Annotated in this window: 18 protein-coding genes; 13 read left to right on the top strand and 5 right to left on the bottom strand. The window is 55.6% G+C overall.

Translation table 11 applies throughout. The features are described from left to right. Positions 1-14 precede the first annotated feature (14 nt). The 5 genes from WMO26_RS06810 to WMO26_RS06790 form a co-directional block, all read right to left on the bottom strand. A complete protein-coding gene (locus WMO26_RS06810; protein ID WP_349219153.1) occupies positions 15-1247 on the bottom strand; it encodes a 6-phosphofructokinase in 1233 nt (410 codons plus the stop codon). Between the two features lie 246 nt (positions 1248-1493). Further along, positions 1494-3275: a S1C family serine protease gene (locus WMO26_RS06805; RefSeq protein WP_349219151.1), complete on the bottom strand. Its 1782-nt coding sequence runs from the start codon at positions 3273-3275 to the stop codon at positions 1494-1496. Between the two features lie 106 nt (positions 3276-3381). After that, the gene (locus WMO26_RS06800) at positions 3382-4944 is read right to left on the bottom strand and encodes a HAMP domain-containing sensor histidine kinase (RefSeq protein WP_349219149.1); all 1563 of its coding nucleotides are present in this window, start codon (positions 4942-4944) and stop codon (positions 3382-3384) included. Then, on the bottom strand, positions 4944-5636 hold the full coding sequence (locus tag WMO26_RS06795; RefSeq protein WP_349219147.1) for a response regulator: 693 nt from the start codon (positions 5634-5636) through the stop codon (positions 4944-4946). The genes WMO26_RS06800 and WMO26_RS06795 overlap by 1 nt, the downstream gene beginning before the upstream one ends. 156 nt (positions 5637-5792) lie before the next feature. Beyond that, positions 5793-6209, bottom strand: coding sequence for a secondary thiamine-phosphate synthase enzyme YjbQ (locus tag WMO26_RS06790; RefSeq protein WP_349219145.1), 417 nt, complete (start codon positions 6207-6209; stop codon positions 5793-5795). Positions 6210-6551: 342 nt separating this feature from the next. On the opposite strand from WMO26_RS06790, the gene WMO26_RS06785 reads away from it, so the two are divergent. The 13 genes from WMO26_RS06785 (at position 6552) to WMO26_RS06725 (ending at position 17677) form a co-directional block, all read left to right on the top strand. Beyond that, positions 6552-6962, top strand: coding sequence for a hypothetical protein (locus WMO26_RS06785; RefSeq protein WP_349219143.1), 411 nt, complete (start codon positions 6552-6554; stop codon positions 6960-6962). After that, complete coding sequence (locus WMO26_RS06780; protein WP_349219141.1) at positions 6963-8171, top strand: PBSX family phage terminase large subunit; 1209 nt, start codon at positions 6963-6965, stop codon at positions 8169-8171. It begins immediately after the preceding gene. 32 nt (positions 8172-8203) lie between these two features. Then, positions 8204-9565 carry a phage portal protein gene (locus WMO26_RS06775; protein ID WP_349219139.1) on the top strand — a complete coding sequence of 454 codons (1362 nt, stop codon included), beginning with the start codon at positions 8204-8206 and terminating at the stop codon, positions 9563-9565. 14 nt (positions 9566-9579) lie between these two features. Then, the gene (locus tag WMO26_RS06770) at positions 9580-10095 is read left to right on the top strand and encodes a phage scaffolding protein (protein WP_349219137.1); all 516 of its coding nucleotides are present in this window, start codon (positions 9580-9582) and stop codon (positions 10093-10095) included. A 24-nt stretch (positions 10096-10119) separates the two neighbouring features. Continuing rightward, positions 10120-11082, top strand: a complete 963-nt coding sequence (locus tag WMO26_RS06765; protein WP_349219135.1) for a major capsid protein — start codon at positions 10120-10122, stop codon at positions 11080-11082. A 33-nt stretch (positions 11083-11115) separates the two neighbouring features. Beyond that, entirely contained in the window at positions 11116-13173 is a 2058-nt protein-coding gene (locus WMO26_RS06760; protein ID WP_349219133.1) for a glycoside hydrolase family protein, read from the top strand. 125 nt (positions 13174-13298) lie between these two features. Continuing rightward, positions 13299-13577, top strand: a complete 279-nt coding sequence (locus tag WMO26_RS06755) for a hypothetical protein (protein WP_349219132.1) — start codon at positions 13299-13301, stop codon at positions 13575-13577. A 6-nt stretch (positions 13578-13583) separates the two neighbouring features. Then, positions 13584-14009, top strand: coding sequence for a hypothetical protein (locus WMO26_RS06750; RefSeq protein WP_349219131.1), 426 nt, complete (start codon positions 13584-13586; stop codon positions 14007-14009). Beyond that, positions 13984-14328, top strand: coding sequence for a hypothetical protein (locus WMO26_RS06745; RefSeq protein ID WP_349219130.1), 345 nt, complete (start codon positions 13984-13986; stop codon positions 14326-14328). Before WMO26_RS06750 ends, WMO26_RS06745 begins: the two co-directional genes overlap by 26 nt. A 3-nt stretch (positions 14329-14331) precedes the next feature. Continuing rightward, positions 14332-14892, top strand: a complete 561-nt coding sequence (locus WMO26_RS06740; RefSeq protein WP_349219128.1) for a hypothetical protein — start codon at positions 14332-14334, stop codon at positions 14890-14892. An 18-nt stretch (positions 14893-14910) separates the two neighbouring features. Then, the gene (locus WMO26_RS06735) at positions 14911-15072 is read left to right on the top strand and encodes a hypothetical protein (RefSeq protein ID WP_349219127.1); all 162 of its coding nucleotides are present in this window, start codon (positions 14911-14913) and stop codon (positions 15070-15072) included. After that, on the top strand, positions 15069-15794 hold the full coding sequence (locus tag WMO26_RS06730) for a distal tail protein Dit (protein ID WP_349219126.1): 726 nt from the start codon (positions 15069-15071) through the stop codon (positions 15792-15794). Before WMO26_RS06735 ends, WMO26_RS06730 begins: the two co-directional genes overlap by 4 nt. Then, entirely contained in the window at positions 15794-17677 is a 1884-nt protein-coding gene (locus WMO26_RS06725; RefSeq protein WP_349219124.1) for a phage tail spike protein, read from the top strand. The genes WMO26_RS06730 and WMO26_RS06725 overlap by 1 nt, the downstream gene beginning before the upstream one ends. Positions 17678-17716 lie beyond the last annotated feature (39 nt).

Raw genomic sequence — 17716 nt, 5'->3', positions numbered from 1 at the left:
GCCTCACCACTCTATCAAATTTTATCCTTATAATACAAGTGCCGAGGCAGGCCGTCCACCATAATGGGGGTCAGCTCCGCCTGAATGAGGGGGCGCACGTAATTGACAAAGTCAGGGGTGACATAGGTGCCGTCCTCATTGATCCACTCCCGGGGGACCAGCTTTTCTACGTTGGCGATTTTGTGCACGTCGTAGATGTCGGTAGTGCACTGGTAGGGGTCGTTGGAAAGGCGCTTGAGGGTAATCATCTTCCCGCTTTCCCCTTCAAACGCCGCCTTGACCGCCGCGCCACCTACCTGGAAGGCCTCGGTGATGTCCACCCGCGAGACAATATGGGACGCACATCGCTGGAGGGTACTGAATTCAATGGCGCGGGTTTTGCAGCCGATTTCCTTGGCCGCTTTGTTGGCAAGGAAGCGGGCGGTGCCCGCCAGCAGCTTATGGCCAAAGGCGTCCACATACTGGGCGTAATCGGTCAGCTCGCAGACATAGCGGCCATCCGGCAGCTTAATGCCCTCCGACACGGCGATAACCACCGACTCCTTCTCCTTTTGGATTTTGTCCACCCGGTCGATGAAGCAGTCGATATCAAAGCTGATCTCCGGAAGGAAGATCATGTCGGGTCCTTCGCAGTCCTCACAGCGGGCAAGCGCCGCCGCGCCTGCAAGCCAGCCGGCGTTGCGGCCCATGATTTCCACGATGGTGACGTTCTTCTGATCGTACACCAAGCCGTCGCGGATGACCTCCTTGAGGATGGAGCTGATGTATTTGGCGGCGCTGCCGTACCCGGGGGTGTGATCGGTAGCAGCCAGGTCGTTGTCAATGGTTTTGGGAACGCCAATGAAGCGGATGTCAATGCCGCGGATCATGGCGTAATCAGACAGCTTCTTAATGGTGTCCATCGAATCGTTGCCGCCGATGTAAAAGAAATACTCGATTTGCAGCTTTTTGAGGATAGCAAAAATTTTCTTATAAGTTTCTTCGTCCTCTGCAATGTTGGGCAGCTTATACCGGCAGGAACCCAGATACGAAGACGGTGTTCGTTTGAGAAGCTCGATATCTAGGTCATTGCGGATGTGCTCCGACAGGTCCACCACCTTTTCTTCCAAAAGCCCCTGCACTCCGTGCAGCATGCCGTATATTTTTTTCGCACCCCGGTCCTTCGCCGTTTTATAAACGCCTACCAGACTGGAATTGATTACGGCGGTCGGTCCTCCCGACTGCCCGACGATGACATTGCCTTTCATATGTTCCGCCTCCCGCGATTGCCTTAGTCAATGGCTATATTATAGCATAATTATACAGAAAAAACAATCATATATTTCAAATATTATGTTGAAATCACAACAGCTCGGTTTTTCTTCATAAAAAAACAAGGCCTATCTCTAGCATATCACAGTGTAAGGGGCTACGTCTGTCGATTTTAGAGAAGAGGAATTTCTTTTCCGCCGGCACAAGAACGGGAGGGCCTTCGCCCTCCCGTTCTTTCTCTTTTAAGGCGCCGCCATCTGGAAGGCGGTATCCACGTCCTCCAGAACCTTCACGTTTACCGTAAATTCCCGTTCCGGCGTATTCCCCGAACGGCGGCGGAACACCGTGAGCTCCACTTGTTCGCCTGGCTGTTTGTCTTTAATCAGCTGCTTAAACACCGACACATCCGTGAGCTTGTGCCCGTTGCACTGCGTGATGACGTCCCCGGTCTGCACGCCGGCGTTTAAAAGATCGCTGTCCGACTGGATGGAATAGACATAGAGGCCTTCGGGCAAATTGTTGGCCACGGCACGAGCGGCATCGATTACCTGGAAGGAAGCGCCGATGCGAACCCGGCCCAGAATTCTGCCGTTGACCAGGAGCTGGTCAATATAGGGTTGGGCCTGGGTGATGGGGATGGCGAAGCCGAGGCCTTCATAGGAGCTGCCGGAAATCTTCACGGTGTTGATCCCGATGACCTGGCCGTACTGATTGATTAAGGCACCGCCGGAATTGCCGGGATTGATGGCGGCGTCGGTCTGGATATATGGAATTTCGGAATTGCCGTTGACGATGACCTCACGGTTGATACCGGAGATATGCCCCACGCTCAGGGAACTTTGCAGGTTGGGTCCGCCCGGGTTGCCGATGGCATAAGCGTCGTCCCCAATGACTATGCTGTCCGAATCCCCGAAGTTGGCGGGGACAAGACCCGGCGCGTCGATGCGGATGATGCCCAGATCGGTCTTGGTATCGGCAGCGATGAAGCTGGCCATATATTCTTCCCCATTGGCAAGTTTTACTTGGAAGGTGTTGCTGGCGCTGCCGAGCACGTGGGCGTTTGTAAGAATATAGCCTTCTGCATTCATGATGATGCCCGAACCGTAGCTGTTGGAGCTTTCCTCAAAGGTCCCGCTCTGGGGGACGATGGCGGTGATGGCCACCACGGAGGGGGAAACCTTTTCATAAATCTGAGTGGGAGTCAGGATACCGTCCTCGGAAATCGGCTGGGAGGTGACGGGGGTATCGCCGATCTGAAACGGCGGAGCACTGGCGGTACCTCCCTGAATGCCGTGGTTATCGTTGTTGTCCGGCTGGCTGGGAGCCGAGCTGCTGGAGGAAAATCCAGCGAAGGGATCCTTGCCGGTGACCAGGTTATAGATGCCGAGGCCCCCAAAGCCCAGCACCGACGCGCCGAAAATGCAGCACACGATGATGGCGAGCACCTTGAAGGTTCTATTTTTCTTCTTTACAGGCGCTTCCGGTTGAAAGCCCATAGGGGAACGGGGCGGATAGGGCGGCGGGGGCGGATTCTGTCCAGAAGTCCCCGGCTGCCAGGGATTTCCGGTATTTGGATAGGGGGGCGGCCCCGAAACAGGGGCACGGTAGGCAGGCGGGTATTGCCCTCCCTGGCCGTAAGGCGGATAGGAAGGGGGCCCATAAGGCGGGGAGGTTTGCTGCCCGTAGGGCGGCAGAGCCTGAGGGGGAGATTCCGTCTGCTGCCCTGTAGGAGAAGCCGGCGGCTGCGGCTCTTCCCCGAGCGCGGCAAACCCTTCCGGGATGTCGTCGGTTTCTCGAGGTTGTGAGGAAGGGAGAGGAGAAGATTCTTCCCCGTTCATCTGTGCCGCCGGGCGGGGCGACTCCTGGGTGGACGGTGGGTTCACCGGCTCGGTGGAAGCCACCTTCTGCAACTCTTCCTTCACCGCTTCCAGCGGCGCGGTATCGGCCTTGATCTGCCCCGATCGGGCGCTTTCCTGTTTTTCCTTTTCCTCAAATTCTTTTAAAACATCGTATATGTCCTTCATGTACCTGCTCCTCTCCGATTTCGCCCCACAAGGGAAACGACGCACCTGCGAAAAACGCTACTATTGTTATGTCCAGTTTTTTGCCGCATTTGCAACGAAATGAAATTTACTGGGCATCCTTCGGAGGCTTTTCCCCTTTGCCGGTGCGTTCGATTTTGGCCGGCTTTTCCGGTTTTTCCGCCTCTTGCTTTATGGCCGGAAGCCAGAACTCAAATTCTGCGTATTCACCTTCCACGCTGCGGGCGGTAATGTCCCCTCCATGCAGCTGCATAAGCATACGCACGATGAACAGCCCCAGGCCCACGCCTTTTTTATCAAGGCCACGGGATTTGTCCGTTTTATAAAACCGCTCGAAGATTTTCCCCAGGTCGGCCCGGGCGATTCCCTGACCGCTGTTGCGGATGGTAAAGTACACCCAGCCATTTTCTTCCCGGATGGAGATGGCGATATAGCCGCCTTGGTTGGTAAATTTGATGGCATTGTCCACCAAATTAAAGATAATCTGATGAATCCGGTCGGGATCCGCCTTCACATGGATTTCGGGCAAGTCTTCCAGACCGCGGACCTCAATGTTTTTATCATTGATAAGCTTCTCACAGGAGAAGAAAACACGCATGACCATATCCGACAAGCTGAAAAGAGAAGGATTGATCTTCAGCTCGCCCGCTTCCATACGGGAGATGTCCAGCATGGAACGAACCAGGCGGGATAAGCGCTTGATTTCATCGGAAACGGTGCGCAGGTACTGCTCCTGCTTTTCCTCGGGGATGGTTCCGTCGAGAATGCCGTCGATAAATCCGCCGATGGTGGTCATAGGAGTGCGCAGCTCATGGGAAACGTTTGCCACGAAGGAACGGCGCATTCCCTCCACCGATGCCAGCGAGGACGCCATATTGTTGAGCGCGACGGCCAGCTCCGCGACCTCATCTTGGTTGTTGACGGGGATTTTCGCGGAAAAGTCCCCTTCCCCGAACTTGCGTGCGGCCTGCACCATCTGGCGCAGCGGCTTTGCCATCTGATAGGTGAGCGCATAGGTGGCAAGGAAGGAAAGAATCAACACCAGCACAGCGGCCAGCAGGAACATGCGCAGGTTATCTCCAATGTAACCGGACAGGTCTCCGGTGGGGGTGGATAGAAGCACTGCCCCGATGACTCCCACTTCCCCGGCTTTGATGGGTTCTCCGGCGGTATAGTAGGTCTCCGTATAGTTGTCCCCTAGGCGACCCACGGTGTAGGAGGAACCGGCAAGGGACTTCTGAGCCACGTCGGCGGGAATTGCTTTATAAAGCATCTCATCCGGGTCCATTTTGTCGTTTGCGGTGGCAAACAGGAGAACCTGCCCTGCCGGGCTGATGATGCGCACATCCGAATTGGAGGCGGAGGCCATCACAAGAATGGCGGCATTCATGGATTCGGGAATGAAGCCCTCCTCAAAAAATAGAGAATACCGCTTCGTCTGGGGATTCCATTGAATCTGAGCCTGGTTTTTCAGCGCCAGCTCCCCCAGGATATCCGCCATGTCTTTGGCGTTGCGGGTGAGCATCTCCTGCTTGTCGTTAACCCAGTACTGCGCGGCAAAGGAAATGAGCAGAGTGCCTAGAATGGTCAGGCAAATCAGGATGATGGAGGTGATGACGGTGAAATACCGGACAAAAATACTCTTTCGCATTATTCGCGGACCTCGAATTTATATCCGACGCCCCAGACGGTTTTCAGACTCCATTTGTCCGACACGCCTTCCAACTTCTCGCGCAGGCGCTTGACGTGTACGTCCACCGTCCTGGAGTCGCCATAGTAGTCAAATCCCCACACCTCGTCGAGAAGCTGGTCGCGGGTATAGACCCGGTTGGGGTTGCTGGCCAGATGATAGATCAGTTCCATTTCCTTGGGCGGAACGTCAATCTGCTTGCCGTCCACCTTCAGCTCGTAATTGGTCATGTTGATGGAAAGCTTGTCGAAATGGACCTCCTTGCTGTCGCTGGCGGTTTCCGCGGGCGCGGCGCGGCGCAGCACGGCCTTGATGCGGGCCACCACTTCCTTTGCTTCAAAGGGCTTGACCACATAGTCGTCCGCCCCCAATTCCAGGCCCAGGATCTTATCAAAGGTTTCCCCTTTGGCGGTGAGCATGATGATGGGGGTCGACGCCTTCTTTCGGATTTCCCGGCAGACCTGCCAGCCGTCAAGCACAGGAAGCATGATGTCCAGCAGCACCAAGTCAGGCTGCTCCTTCTCAAACGCCTCCAGCGCCTTTCCGCCATCGTACGCCAGCGCCACGTCGTAGCCTTCCTTTTCCACGTACAGCCGCAGAAGCTCGCAGATATTGGTATCGTCGTCCACAATTAAAATTTTCGTATTCGCCATGAAATTATCCTCCCTTTTGCACCTCTTGCCTCTATGCCCGCCGCATTTCTATGGTCTTGCGGAATCAATTGTCCATAAGACCATTATAACAAGCATCCGGGCCAAGTGATGAAATATTTATGAAGGAACCGTAAGCGGTTTATTTCCTGCGGCCCATCATTCTCCGATGATTTTCACTAACACCCGTTTTTCCCGCTTTCCGTCAAACTCGCCGTAAAAAATCTGCTCCCAGGTTCCAAAGTCCAGACGACCATTGGTGACGGCCACCACCACTTCCCGTCCCATAATGGTGCGTTTGATGTGCGCATCTGCGTTGTCTTCATAGCCGTTGTGCCGGTACTGATCGTAGGGCTTTTCAGGCGCCAGGCGTTCCAGAAAACGCTCGAAGTCCGCATGGAGGCCGGATTCATCGTCGTTGATGAACACGCTGGCGGTGATGTTCATGGCGTTGCACAAAAGAAGGCCTTCCTTAATGCCGCTTTCCTGCAGGCACTGCTCCACCTGGGGCGTGATATTGACAAACGCGCGGCGGCTGGGAATGCGAAAAAACAATTCTTTTCGATAGGATTTCATACAGGTACCATTCCTTTCTGTTTCGAATCGGGCGCTCCTCGTTTTACCGCAGGGGCTACTCGTACAACGTACCGAGAGAGCTGCGGAAGATAGGCATAGTATACCACGAATTGAGGCAAAGAGCACGGGGTTTTACGGGCAAATGCTGCACACTCTTTGCACGCTTAATGCGAACGTATGTGCTATAATCAATTCGCAAACATAAGTTCGGCAACGGCGGCGGCTCGTCAGGTTGGCTCACCCTTCTTTTCGTTTCCACACCACGCGAAACTGCCGCCCGCGTCCTTCCCCGCCGCTTCTTCGGCGGGGAGATGTTTGCCAAACGGCATGGGAGGTGAATGCATGGCACAATACGACTGGAACAGCCTGGAGGCGGATTACGTCAAGGGCGGTTATCGAAGTCTGCGCGCTTTTGCTGAGGAGAAATCCATCAGCTATCCGAGCCTCCTGCGGGAGGCAAAACGCCGTCCCGGTTTTGTAAAAAGCAAGCGGGGACGAAAACCCCATAATGCGGCACGTCCAAATGGACCGCTCCAGCTGCAAAACGCCTGGAACAATCTTCTGGAAGCGCTGGAATCCATTACGGACGCAAATAGCGAATGGGCACAGCAAATCTCCCCTCGCAACATCTACGAGCTGGCCTGCGCGCTCGAACGCATCCAAAAAGGATGTCAGGATTCCCTGGCAATGCAGGAAGACGGTGCAAAGGCGATTTCCGAGGCCATCGGCGCGCTGGCCAGGAGGCTTTCTTAAATGAGCTTCCAATGGGGCCAATTCAGCGATTACGCCGTGCGCTCCATTGCCTTAAGCGATGCGCGCCTGAATATCTGGGACGGCGCGGTCCGGTCCGGAAAAACGGTTTCTTCCTTACTCGCGTGGCTCTATTTTGTCACCCAGGCACCGCCCGGCCCGCTTCTGATGGCGGGAAAAACGGTGACCACCCTCAAGCGGAACATTTTGGACACCTTGTCCGACATGCTGGGGGAACGGGATTTTAAAGTGCGCCTGTCTGCCAGAGAGGCCGTTCTCTTCGGGCGCAAAGTTTATCTGGCGGGCGCATCCGATGCACGGGCAGAGGGGAAACTGCGGGGAATGACCCTGGCGGGAGCCTACGGCGATGAGCTGACCCTTTGGCCCCGGTCCTTTTTCCAGATGCTTTTGTCGCGTTTGTCTATAGAGGGCGCCCGGTTCTACGGCACCACAAATCCCGACAGCAGCCGCCACTGGCTTTACACCGATTATCTGCAAAAGCCGCAGCTCAATCTGCTGCGCTGGCATTTCTCCTTGGCGGACAATCCAAATCTGCCGGAAAGCTACAAGGCGGCGCTTAAGCTGGAATATACCGGCATGTGGAAGCGGAGGTTTGTGGACGGAGAGTGGTGCGCGGCCCAGGGGGCGGTATACGATCGGTTCGAACGGGAGGCGCATGTCTGCGTGCGCGTGCCGGGGCCAAAGGCCCGAACGTTTCTTTCCTGCGATTACGGGGTTCACAATCCCTGTGTGTTCGGCCTGCTGACTGAGGAGGAGGGGCACTATCATTTGGCGCGGGAATATTACCACGACGGAAGGGTGCAGGAGCAGAAAACCGACGAGGAATACGCAAGCGACCTGCTGGCTTTCGCCCAAAACGAAGCGCGCTGTGTGGTGATCGATCCTTCCGCTTCTTCGCTGATTGCGCTGCTGCGCAAATCCGGCTGGCAGGTAATCCCAGGAAAAAATGCGGTGCTCGAGGGGATCCGGCAGGTAAGCGCCCTTCTGAGTGAAGGACGGCTGACCGTCGACCCGGGCTGCGTACATACGCTGCGGGAATTCGACTGCTACTGCTGGAACGAAAGCAGTAACCGGGACGTGCCGGTGAAAGAAAACGACCACTGCATGGACATGCTGCGCTACGGTATTCTGACGGATCTGCGCATGCAGAGCAGGCGGCGGGAAAGCTACTCGGGCAAAAACAAACAATGAGCCGGGGATTCCCGGCAAAGGGAGGTTTCGATTTGAACGCGACCGCTTTCTACGAGGAGCTCGGCGGCCTTTATGGAAGCCGGGTACTGGAGGAATTCGGCGAGATCATCCGGCTGTACGACTTTTACGAGGGCAAGGGGCAGCTATGGCCGAAAAACGGGCAGCTGGATTATCTGCCCACCGTAAAACGCACCAACTTTATCAAAAAGCTCATCAAGGCCGAGGCCCGCTTTCTCTTCGGACGCACGCCGGAGCTTTCCGTGCGCGCCATTCGCCAGGAGGACGACGGGATTGCACGGGAAATGACCCTGTTTTTAAACCGCCTGCTGCGAAATAACCACTTCGGCGACCGACTGGTTCGGGCGGCCAGAGATTGCTTTATCGGAAAACGGGTGGCGCTGCGGCTGTGCACCGATGAGGAGGACATTTCCATCGGGTTTCGCCCGTCCTTGGAGTTTCTGTTCGAGCCCAGAGAGGACGACGCGGACCGGCTTAAAAAAATCATTTTCTTTTACCAGCTTAACACAGAGGTTCCTCACCGCAAGCAGCGGATTTGGAAGCAGAAGTTTGAGATGGTAGAAGGACGCTGCTTCCTGGACGAAGGGGTGTATGACGGGGACGGACGGCTTTTGGAAAGCCGGTATGAAAACTTCGATACGGGGCTTACCTTCATACCGGCGTATGTGATATTAAACGACGGGCTGTGCGGAGATTTGAGCGGAGAAAGCGATGTGGCGGAGTTAATCGAGAACCAAAACGCCTACAACCGCCTGACCTCCGACGACATTGACGCGCTGCGGTTTAACCTCTTTCCCCAGCGGGTGGCCACCGACGCGAGCGTTTCCTCTTTGGACAAACTGGTGATCGCGCCGGGTGCGCTGATCGATTTGCAGACCGATCCGACCATGATGGACGGAAAACAGGCGTCTATGGAGATGCTGGAGCCCAAGTTCGGATACGACGACCGGATTGAGCACACACTGTGCCGCATCAAGTCGGACATGTACGAGCTGCTGTCGGTGCCTGACCTTTCCACCGAACAGTTAAAGGGGACGCTGAGTTCGGGCCAATCCATCCGCGCCATGTACTGGGAGCTGTTATGCCGGTGCGAGGAGAAATGGACGGCATGGGAAGCGGCTCTGCGCTGGATGGCCTACGGTGTGTTTCACCTGGCTAGGGAGACGGGAATCGCCTCCTTTCCTCCCATTGAATGGGAACTGCACATCGAGCATGGGTATCCCCTGCCCGACGACGAGGAAACCGAACGGGTAAACGACCTCAAGGAAGTGGAGGCACAGGTACGCAGCCGGCGCTCTTACATGGAAAAATGGAAAATCGCGGCCGATCCCCAAGGAGAGCTGGAAAACATCGACGGTGAAGCGCAAACCCAATGACAGGAGGGATCGCTATGGAAAGCTTACAGGAAATTTTGAGCGAACTGGGACTGGAGATGGGCGAGGAAACCAGAGAAACCCTGTCTCTTGCTTTACAGGAGTTGGTGGACGAAAAGGCCGCCTCTCTCGCGGCCGAGCAGGCCGCACGCCAGGAGGAGACTCTGGAGGAACAAGACGCCAAGCGGCAGGCTCAGGCGATTGCCGCCCAGGAAGCGGCAAACAGCAAAATTGAAGCACTTAAAGCAGAACGTCGCAAAGACCAGGCTTTGCTTATGCTCTATCGGGAAAAGGCCATTGAGCCGGAAACGGCGCTGGCGCTTCTCCATCTGGATACCCTGGAGATTTCAGACGACGGACAGGTGGAAGGACTGGACGAACAGGTCGCGGCTTTGAAGGAACACGACCGGTATCTGTTTCATTCACCGGTCGTCACCGGAAGCAAGGGAAACTTCATCCGGCCTCATCCGTCGGCGCCGGTACGCTCTTTAAGCGACGCGCTGGCGGAGCATTACCACAGATATCCCTATTAAGGAAAAAGAAAGGACTTGGATCCTATGGCTATTACGTTAAACGACATCAAGCTTAACACGACCGACAAACTAGTGGCAAGTGTGGTCGATGAATTTCGACGTTCCAACTTCCTGCTGGCGAACATGCCTTTCGACGACACTCTGCTGCCTCTGGGCAACGGCTCTTCCCCGACTTACAGCTATTACCGCATTGTAACCCAGCCTACCGCGGCCTTCCGGTCTATGAACGGCGAATATACCGCCAGCAATGCGGTGAAGGAAAAGATCTCGGTGGAGCTCAAGGCCTTTGGCGGCAGCTACACCATCGACCGGGTGCTGGCGGCGGCCGGCGGGTTTGTGGATGAGGTGGACGTGCAGACCCGGCAGATGATCCGGGCGGCTCAGACCTTGTTCAATGCCACTGTCATCAATGGCAACACCACAAGCAACGCGGCGGCCTTCGACGGCCTGAGCAAGGCGCTGACCGGCAAATCCACCGAGTATAACGCCCAGAGCGGTTCGGCGAATGTGGATCTGTCCGCCTCGGGCATCGACAGCAACTACAAAACTTTCCTGGATAAGCTCGACGAATTCATTCTGTCTCTCGACCAGCGGCCCACCGCGCTTCTGGCCAATGCCGGCTTGATTGCCAAAATCCGCGCCTGTGTGCGCCGCTGCGGCATCGAATACAAGGCGGCGGCCTTAGAAGGCGGCGACATTCCCACCTATGACGGGATTCCGCTGGTGGATGCAGGCCAGATGGCGGGCGAGGACGGGGCTACCGACGTGATCGCCACCACATCGGGCGTTACCGAGCTGTACGCGGTGCGCCTGGGGCTTGACGGGCTGCACGGCGTATGCATGCACGGAGAATCCCCCATTAAGGTATGGGTTCCCGATTTTACTACGGCGGGTGCCGTAAAGAAGGGCGAAGTGGAAATGGTGGCGGCCATCGCTCTGAAGAACACGGCGGCGGCCGGTGTCTTCCGTAAAATCAAAATCGCGTAAAAGAGGTCTTTATTTTGAAAGGAGCACCATTGTATGAGTACGACAAACCAGGTTTTTAACACGGTTGCTTTGATGAAGGCGGCGGCCCTCACAGAAGGCGACTGCGTTATGACCCGCGGCTATTATGCCGCCGGCGACGGGGGCAGCGGTGTTTATGTGGTGACCAGTTCTGCGGCGGCGGCTGACAACGGCTCCGTCATCGCTCTCAACAACGGTAAAAAGGCAGAGCTCGTCATTGAGGGGGATACCATCCACGTCAAGCAGTTCGGCGCGAAGGCGGACGACATCTCTTTTGACAACGTGGCCTATATCAATGCGGCCTTTCATTGGCTGGCACGAAACGGCGGCGGTACATTGGTTTTTCCTCATGGAGAAACCTTTTCCGTTAAGATCAATTCCAACATAGATTATCTGCGGCTGGGTGCCTCCAACGTCACGATTCTCGGCAACGACTCCACCTTGCAGGTACGGGCGGACTCCGGCGATTTCCAGTCGCTTTTGTACATCGATACCAGCGAAAATGTAGCAATCGACCGGCTGCATTTTGACGACAACGTCCTCAGCAATACGGGTTATCCGGTGACTGGCGACGAAGTAAAACGTCAAATGCTGATTCATTATGAGAGCGTGACCAATGCCGAGCTGCACAACTGTCACTTCTATACCGGCGGCATCTGGTGCGTCCAGGGTAAACTCTCCGGTTTGACCATCGACAGATGTAACTTCTATTTCCGTACTAAGGAGAACATCGGCTGGTATGACGTCAGTACCCTTTATTTGGTTGGCGAACGTATTACAATCCAGGATTGTATCTTCGAAAATCAGATGGAAACAAAGGTACCTCAGACGGCGGTGGAATCCCATGCCACCAAGGTGCGTTTCCTGCGCAACCGCTGCGCCGGATACCAGGGCTCTCTTCTCATCGCCTGCCCGACTTCCAGTGAAGCCGGTGCTTACGCGGATGTGCATGCGGATGACATTGTGGTACAAGGCAACGAGATGATTTGCGCCAATCCCGGTACTGGAAACGGCAGCGGCATCTGTATCTGGCCTTTGTCTGAAAAGAACATCACCAACATTCGGATCCTCAACAATACCATCGAGACCGATTACTGCGGCATTCTTAACAAATACATCGATAACGACAGCGTCATCGACGGCTTGATGATCGCCAACAATTCCATCACTTATGTGGGCAATGAGGAGAGCAATATTGCGAGCCAATATGAATTCAAGGTGCATGGCAAGAACGGCGTCAAGCTGTTGGGAGCAACGGTCATTAAGAATGTGGTCATCTGCGACAACACCATTTTCAATTTCCCGGAAAGCGCTGTGCTGGTAACCAGCATGGAAAGCGGCACGGTGACAGGGCTTATGCGCAAGTATCGCAACATTCGTATTTACGATAATCTGGCCTACAACTGCGGATATAACACCAAGTACTACTACTTCGGTGCAATCAGTCTGATCGACGGGGTGGAAACGGGCGAAATTGCAAGAAACTTCTTCGATTTTGATAAAAACGCCGATACCTGCCTGCGGCCCATCTTCGCCTACTGTGACGATGTCCAGGACAGCGCCGTCAAGATTACGGTCAGAGGTAATGTGGTCAGCGGGCTCTATCCGGAACAGTCGCTGGATATGCCGGAACCGGACGACCGCTATGACTATGGTCTGGCTCCTACCAACAGCGTTTTGATCTGGGACGGCATTACCCACTTTAACAAGGGCGATATCTTTGACTACAACAACAAACGGTACCGCTGCACCTCCAATTTCGTGATGGGCATTCCCTCGGCGTCCAATCCTTCTGACGTTTCCGGCACCAATGTGACGGTGGTGGATTTGATTGCGGTTCGACAGCTCAAGGTAAGCGACGCCTCCGTCTTCCGACGCGGCGATGTGATCAAGCTGGGCGGCGGCTTTGTTCCCACCCGTCAGGCAATTATCGCGGGCGTGGATTATATCACCAACATCATTTATGCGGATGGCCTCGGTTCTTCCTGGTTTGAGCTTAAGTCCGGTGGGACGGCGGCGGGTTCCCCGGTCTATTTTGTGACGAATCTTGCGACCTCCTGTGAAGAAATCTAAAGGGTTTCTCTGTCTTTTGAGAGGACGGATTTTCATTCCTGTTTTCTCATAAAAGCGGCGGCCGGGTCCGCGCACGGCCTGGCCAGCCGCACGGCATTTTTTCGCGCGCAGAAACGGAGGAGGATATGACCCCACTCGAACAGCTTCGAGCAAACTTATGTGAAACGCAGGATGAGGTGCGGTTCTTTTCGGACAACGAGCTGCTGACACTGCTGATGCAGAACAAGGAAGATGTAAGGGCCGCATCCTATGAGGGACTTCTCAAAAAAGCCCAGGCGGACGGCGTTTCCCTTCCCGACGGCACAAAAACCGCCGATGCCAGAGGATACTGGCTATCCCTCGCCAAGCAGTACCGTCCCTGTACGAACCGATGTCTGCAGCGAGCCGACGAAGAGACGAGGTGAACGGCAATGATAAAGGGATGGCGGCACCGGTTTTCTTTTGTGCGGGCCATACGGCCGTTGCTTCGCACCGTTTTGGTTTACCGCCCGGCGTTAAGCGTGCTAGGTGAGCCGGATTACGAGGCCCTATCCTTTGTATATCGGGGCCTTGGCTACCGGTTTTACAAATTCGAGCGCATTACCTCACATTTATCCATTCCCGGGCGCATCGCCCGGGAGCGGACCCAACGCATCCTGCTCCCCTATCCTGCGGCTGCGCAGGGACAGGGGCCAACGGGAGCGGCTGCGGACTTCCCAACGATTCTGCCTGGAGACTTGTGTAAAACGGACGCGTCCAGCTACACGGTTCGGGCGGTACAGCATGACAATGAACTTTATCTGACTCTGGTGGTAGAGGAAGTGACCATAGATGACGCCACTCAAACAAATTTATGAGACGTTGAAGCAGGCGGGCATTCCCGTCTTTTTTCCCGGTCAGCACAACGGAATAGGCATGACGCCTTATGTGGTGGTCCGGGAAGGGGAAACAAAGCCAAACGGCGGGGATCTAACCGGTACGACAGCCTTCGAACTATTTGCCTATGCGCCCATCCACAATTATTCCGGCCTGTTAAGCCTGATTGCGCTGATCAAGCAGGCTATGAAGCCTCTGTATCACATCCGCCCCACCGGGCGGGTCTACGGGCAGGGAATCGAATCGGACTATCAAATGCATCGGGCCATTTTGGAATACGAAGCGCAAAGGAGGCTATGACAGATGAATCTGGACACCTGCCGGTTGGAAGCCGTAGCGGTGGGTTCGCTCATCGCGGTACAGTTCACACTGGAAGGAGAAACCTCATTTCTGGCCTATTCCAAACGTGCGCAGATTACACCGGTGGTATCCAAGGGTAGGTATCGGGAACTGCGGGAGGATACCATGGTTGCGGCGGTGAAGCAGACGCCCGACATCCTGCTGGGGTACGACATCGTTCTGACCGACACCTGCCTCAATCCCCGGGCTTTTGCAGCGGCAGACGGCGGAAAAGCCACTCTTGCCGAGCATGTTTTTTCCTCTTATTTGGCGCCGGAAGCGGGAAACAATCCTGCGCGCACCCCGTTTCATTTGCAGCTTTTCGCTGCACAAAAGGACGAAAATGGAAATGATGCGGGATATTTGCAGCTGTCTTTCTCTGCGTGCACCGGCTGTCCGGCCTCCTTCTCCCTTTCCCAAGGCGAGTTTTTTTTGACCACCTACACCATACAAAGCCGTCCTTTCGGTGCACCGACTTCGATGAGCATCACCCGGCTTTCCTCGCTGCCCTTCGGGCGCGCTTAAGAAAGGAGACGACCAAGTATGACCAATAATGACGACGGAATCCTCTCCATGGAAGCGCCGGCTATTCAGAAGCAGGCACAGGAGGATGCGGCTTTAAAAGAAACGTCCCGGCGGCTCGATGAGATGCAGGCACAGCTGTGGGCGGACGAACGGCGTTTGACGGGGGGTGGCTGCCTGTGAGCTGGTTTTCCTTTCGAGGGATCGAAAGCAGCACCATGGGGGTGCTTTTACTGGAGCGCAAATGGGACCTATGTGGAAAAACCCGCAGCCAGTTTCTTTCCATTCCCGGACTGGACGGTTCCTTGACGGTACCTCAGGCGCGCGAGGACATTACCATGACCTTGCGCTGTGCGGTGCTCAGCGACGATGACGCCGACCTGCAAACGGCATCTCACGAGCTGGCGGCTTGGCTGTTCGGCAGCGGCGAGCTTGTCTTTTGGGATGCACCGCAGCAGACGAGAAGCGCTTGTGTCCTTTCCGTCTCCAGCTTCGAAGGCTTTGAAAAGTGGGGCGAATTTCAGGTGACCTTTCGCTGCGCACCCTATGCCATGGGAGCTGAAACAACGGTGGGAATCAATCAGTCGGTTTCCTTTGAGGGTACCGCGCCTTCCAGGGGCGCTTTCTCTTTCTCCCTGTCCTCGGCTGCCGACCTGATTGTGCTTGCCTGCACGGCAAAAAACGTGACGCTGCGGGGCAGCTTCCAGGAGGGGGACGCCTTTGTCATCAACACGCAGACGGGAGCGGTATGGCGCAACGGACAGGTTCAAAACGAGCTTCTGCAAGTCGGAAGCCGCTTTTTTGAGGTTCCGGTAGATACCACGTTTTTGCACTTGCTGTGCAAAAACGGAAATCTTTCTAATTACCCGGAAGGGGTTTACACTTACCGGCCGAGGTGGTACTGATGGAATTCATTCTGTATTTTTTTGACCGGACGGAAAAGCTGACGGGGCTGATGCAAAATGGGGCCGGCGGCTCCCTTCTCTCAGTTGTCCATGACGAAGCGAAACAGACGCTGACGGTCACGTTGGCGGCGGCCGCGGCACAGGCCGCCGGACAAGGCGATTATATGGGATTTACCGACTTAGACGGACAGTTCCAGCTGTTTGAGATCAAGCGGATACAGGAGCGGCACCAGGAGAGCGGAGTTCTGTGCGAGCTCTACGGCGAACATGTGTGTTACGAACTGCTGGCAACGGTGGTAGATGACTTGACCCTATCCGACACCTCGGCGCAGAAGGCCGCCCAAGCCATTCTGGCATCCACCCGGTGGCAGTGCGGCAACTGCGACAATTTGCCCTTTTCCTCCATTTCCTTTTATTATGAGAGCGCACTCGCCTGCCTGTACCGGTTACAGGAACAATGCAAGGCACGCCTGGTCTTTCGCCTAACCCTCGATGGCAATCATATTACCGCCCGGACCGTTTCTATAGTTGCGGACACACCAAGGCAGACAGGCAAACGTTTTACCTGGAACCGGGACCTTTTGCAGATTACCCGGCAGGCGGACACTACCAGCCTGGTCACCGCCCTATATGGCCGGGGAAAGACCATCGGCATCAAAGAATCCCCCAGCCAGGCGGCCAGAGGCGCCCGGCGCACATTTGCTGACGCGGTTTGGACAACGCCGGACCATCCGGTGGACAAGCCTGCCGGTCAGGAGTGGGTGGGTGATCCGCAGGCTCTGGCACGGTGGGGGTATGGCAGCGGGACAAAGCAGCATCTTTTCGGGGTGGCGGTATTCTCCGATCTCGACGATCCGGAAGCTCTTTTAAAAGCTACGTATGATGAGCTTCAAAAACGATGTATACCCTCGATGCGCTATACCATGAAGGCGGTGGACTTAGAAACCCTCGCCGGTCTTTCCCATGAAGCGGTGCGGCTCAACGACGAGGTGACCGTCATCGACGACGGGTTTGACCCGCCTTTAGAGCTGACGGCGCGGGTTACCGGGCTCAAACGAGACTATCTCAATCCGGCGGACACCGAGCTGGTCATTGGAGATACAGCCCCCGCTTTGGGCAGTCTTCTCGCGAAAATGGAAGCAGAAAAAAACCGGCTTTTGGAAAAGGAAGGGGCCTGGGATGACACCACCCAGAACGCCGGACCGGACAGTCCAGTGGACACCTCCCGGCTGGAGGGCGCCATCGACACGCTGCAAAACAAAATTATTGCCTCCGGCGCCTACGAAAGCGCTACCGTTACCGACAGCGGAGGAATTCTTTTGGAAAACAACCAAGCGGACAGCCCGGACTACGGAGCCATTTACCTGGGGCCCGGCCTTCTGGCCATTGCCAACCGAAAAAACGGCATGGACTGGGAGTGGCGCACCTTCGGTACGGGAGCAGGGTTTACGGCCAGCGAGCTGATTGCCGGGGTGCTGGACGCGGGGCTGATTAAAACCGGGCGTCTGGAATCGGTCAATGGGTCTTCCTGGATTGACATGCAGTCGGGCGCCTTCTCATTTGATAACGGAAAGCTGTCGTTGGATGGAGAGGGAAACCTTTTGGTCGCAGGGTATCTGAACGCGCAAAGCGGGGAACGCAAGGTATCTGTCAATAAAAATCCGATTTTTGGACCAACCATCACCTTTTCGGTGGGAGAAAACGACGCGGGCTACCTCTACGCCGACGATTTTAATTCCCTTGTCATTGAGGCCGGCCGGCTTCAGCTGTCCACCAATGCTTTGGAAACCCCGTCCGGGCATACCGGCTATACGGGAACGGTGGAGGTGGGCGGAAAAACGCTTCGTTTTGACAGCGGGATTCTTTACGAAGTAACCGGATGAGGGACCTTTCCCGACAGAAGTCAAAAAAGAGGACCTGAC

The organism is Solibaculum intestinale (genome assembly GCF_040096205.1).
In the GTDB taxonomy this organism is placed as follows: Bacteria; Bacillota; Clostridia; order Oscillospirales; family Acutalibacteraceae; genus Solibaculum_A; species Solibaculum_A intestinale.
The sequence above is the reverse complement of the archived record's forward strand: the minus strand, read 5'-3'. Positions and strand labels throughout refer to the sequence as shown.

Bases quoted from the DNA above. Each gene is read 5' to 3' on its own strand.
- WMO26_RS06810 (WP_349219153.1), bottom strand. From the start codon at position 1,247: ATGAAAGGCAATGTCATCGTCGGGCAGTCGGGAGGACCGACCGCCGTA.
- WMO26_RS06805 (WP_349219151.1), bottom strand. From the start codon at position 3,275: ATGAAGGACATATACGATGTTTTAAAAGAATTTGAGGAAAAGGAAAAA.
- WMO26_RS06800 (WP_349219149.1), bottom strand. From the start codon at position 4,944: ATGCGAAAGAGTATTTTTGTCCGGTATTTCACCGTCATCACCTCCATC.
- WMO26_RS06795 (WP_349219147.1), bottom strand. From the start codon at position 5,636: ATGGCGAATACGAAAATTTTAATTGTGGACGACGATACCAATATCTGC.
- WMO26_RS06790 (WP_349219145.1), bottom strand. From the start codon at position 6,209: ATGAAATCCTATCGAAAAGAATTGTTTTTTCGCATTCCCAGCCGCCGC.
- WMO26_RS06785 (WP_349219143.1), top strand. From the start codon at position 6,552: ATGGCACAATACGACTGGAACAGCCTGGAGGCGGATTACGTCAAGGGC.
- WMO26_RS06780 (WP_349219141.1), top strand. From the start codon at position 6,963: ATGAGCTTCCAATGGGGCCAATTCAGCGATTACGCCGTGCGCTCCATT.
- WMO26_RS06770 (WP_349219137.1), top strand. From the start codon at position 9,580: ATGGAAAGCTTACAGGAAATTTTGAGCGAACTGGGACTGGAGATGGGC.
- WMO26_RS06765 (WP_349219135.1), top strand. From the start codon at position 10,120: ATGGCTATTACGTTAAACGACATCAAGCTTAACACGACCGACAAACTA.
- WMO26_RS06760 (WP_349219133.1), top strand. From the start codon at position 11,116: ATGAGTACGACAAACCAGGTTTTTAACACGGTTGCTTTGATGAAGGCG.
- WMO26_RS06755 (WP_349219132.1), top strand. From the start codon at position 13,299: ATGACCCCACTCGAACAGCTTCGAGCAAACTTATGTGAAACGCAGGAT.
- WMO26_RS06750 (WP_349219131.1), top strand. From the start codon at position 13,584: ATGATAAAGGGATGGCGGCACCGGTTTTCTTTTGTGCGGGCCATACGG.
- WMO26_RS06745 (WP_349219130.1), top strand. From the start codon at position 13,984: ATGACGCCACTCAAACAAATTTATGAGACGTTGAAGCAGGCGGGCATT.
- WMO26_RS06740 (WP_349219128.1), top strand. From the start codon at position 14,332: ATGAATCTGGACACCTGCCGGTTGGAAGCCGTAGCGGTGGGTTCGCTC.
- WMO26_RS06735 (WP_349219127.1), top strand. From the start codon at position 14,911: ATGACCAATAATGACGACGGAATCCTCTCCATGGAAGCGCCGGCTATT.
- WMO26_RS06725 (WP_349219124.1), top strand. From the start codon at position 15,794: ATGGAATTCATTCTGTATTTTTTTGACCGGACGGAAAAGCTGACGGGG.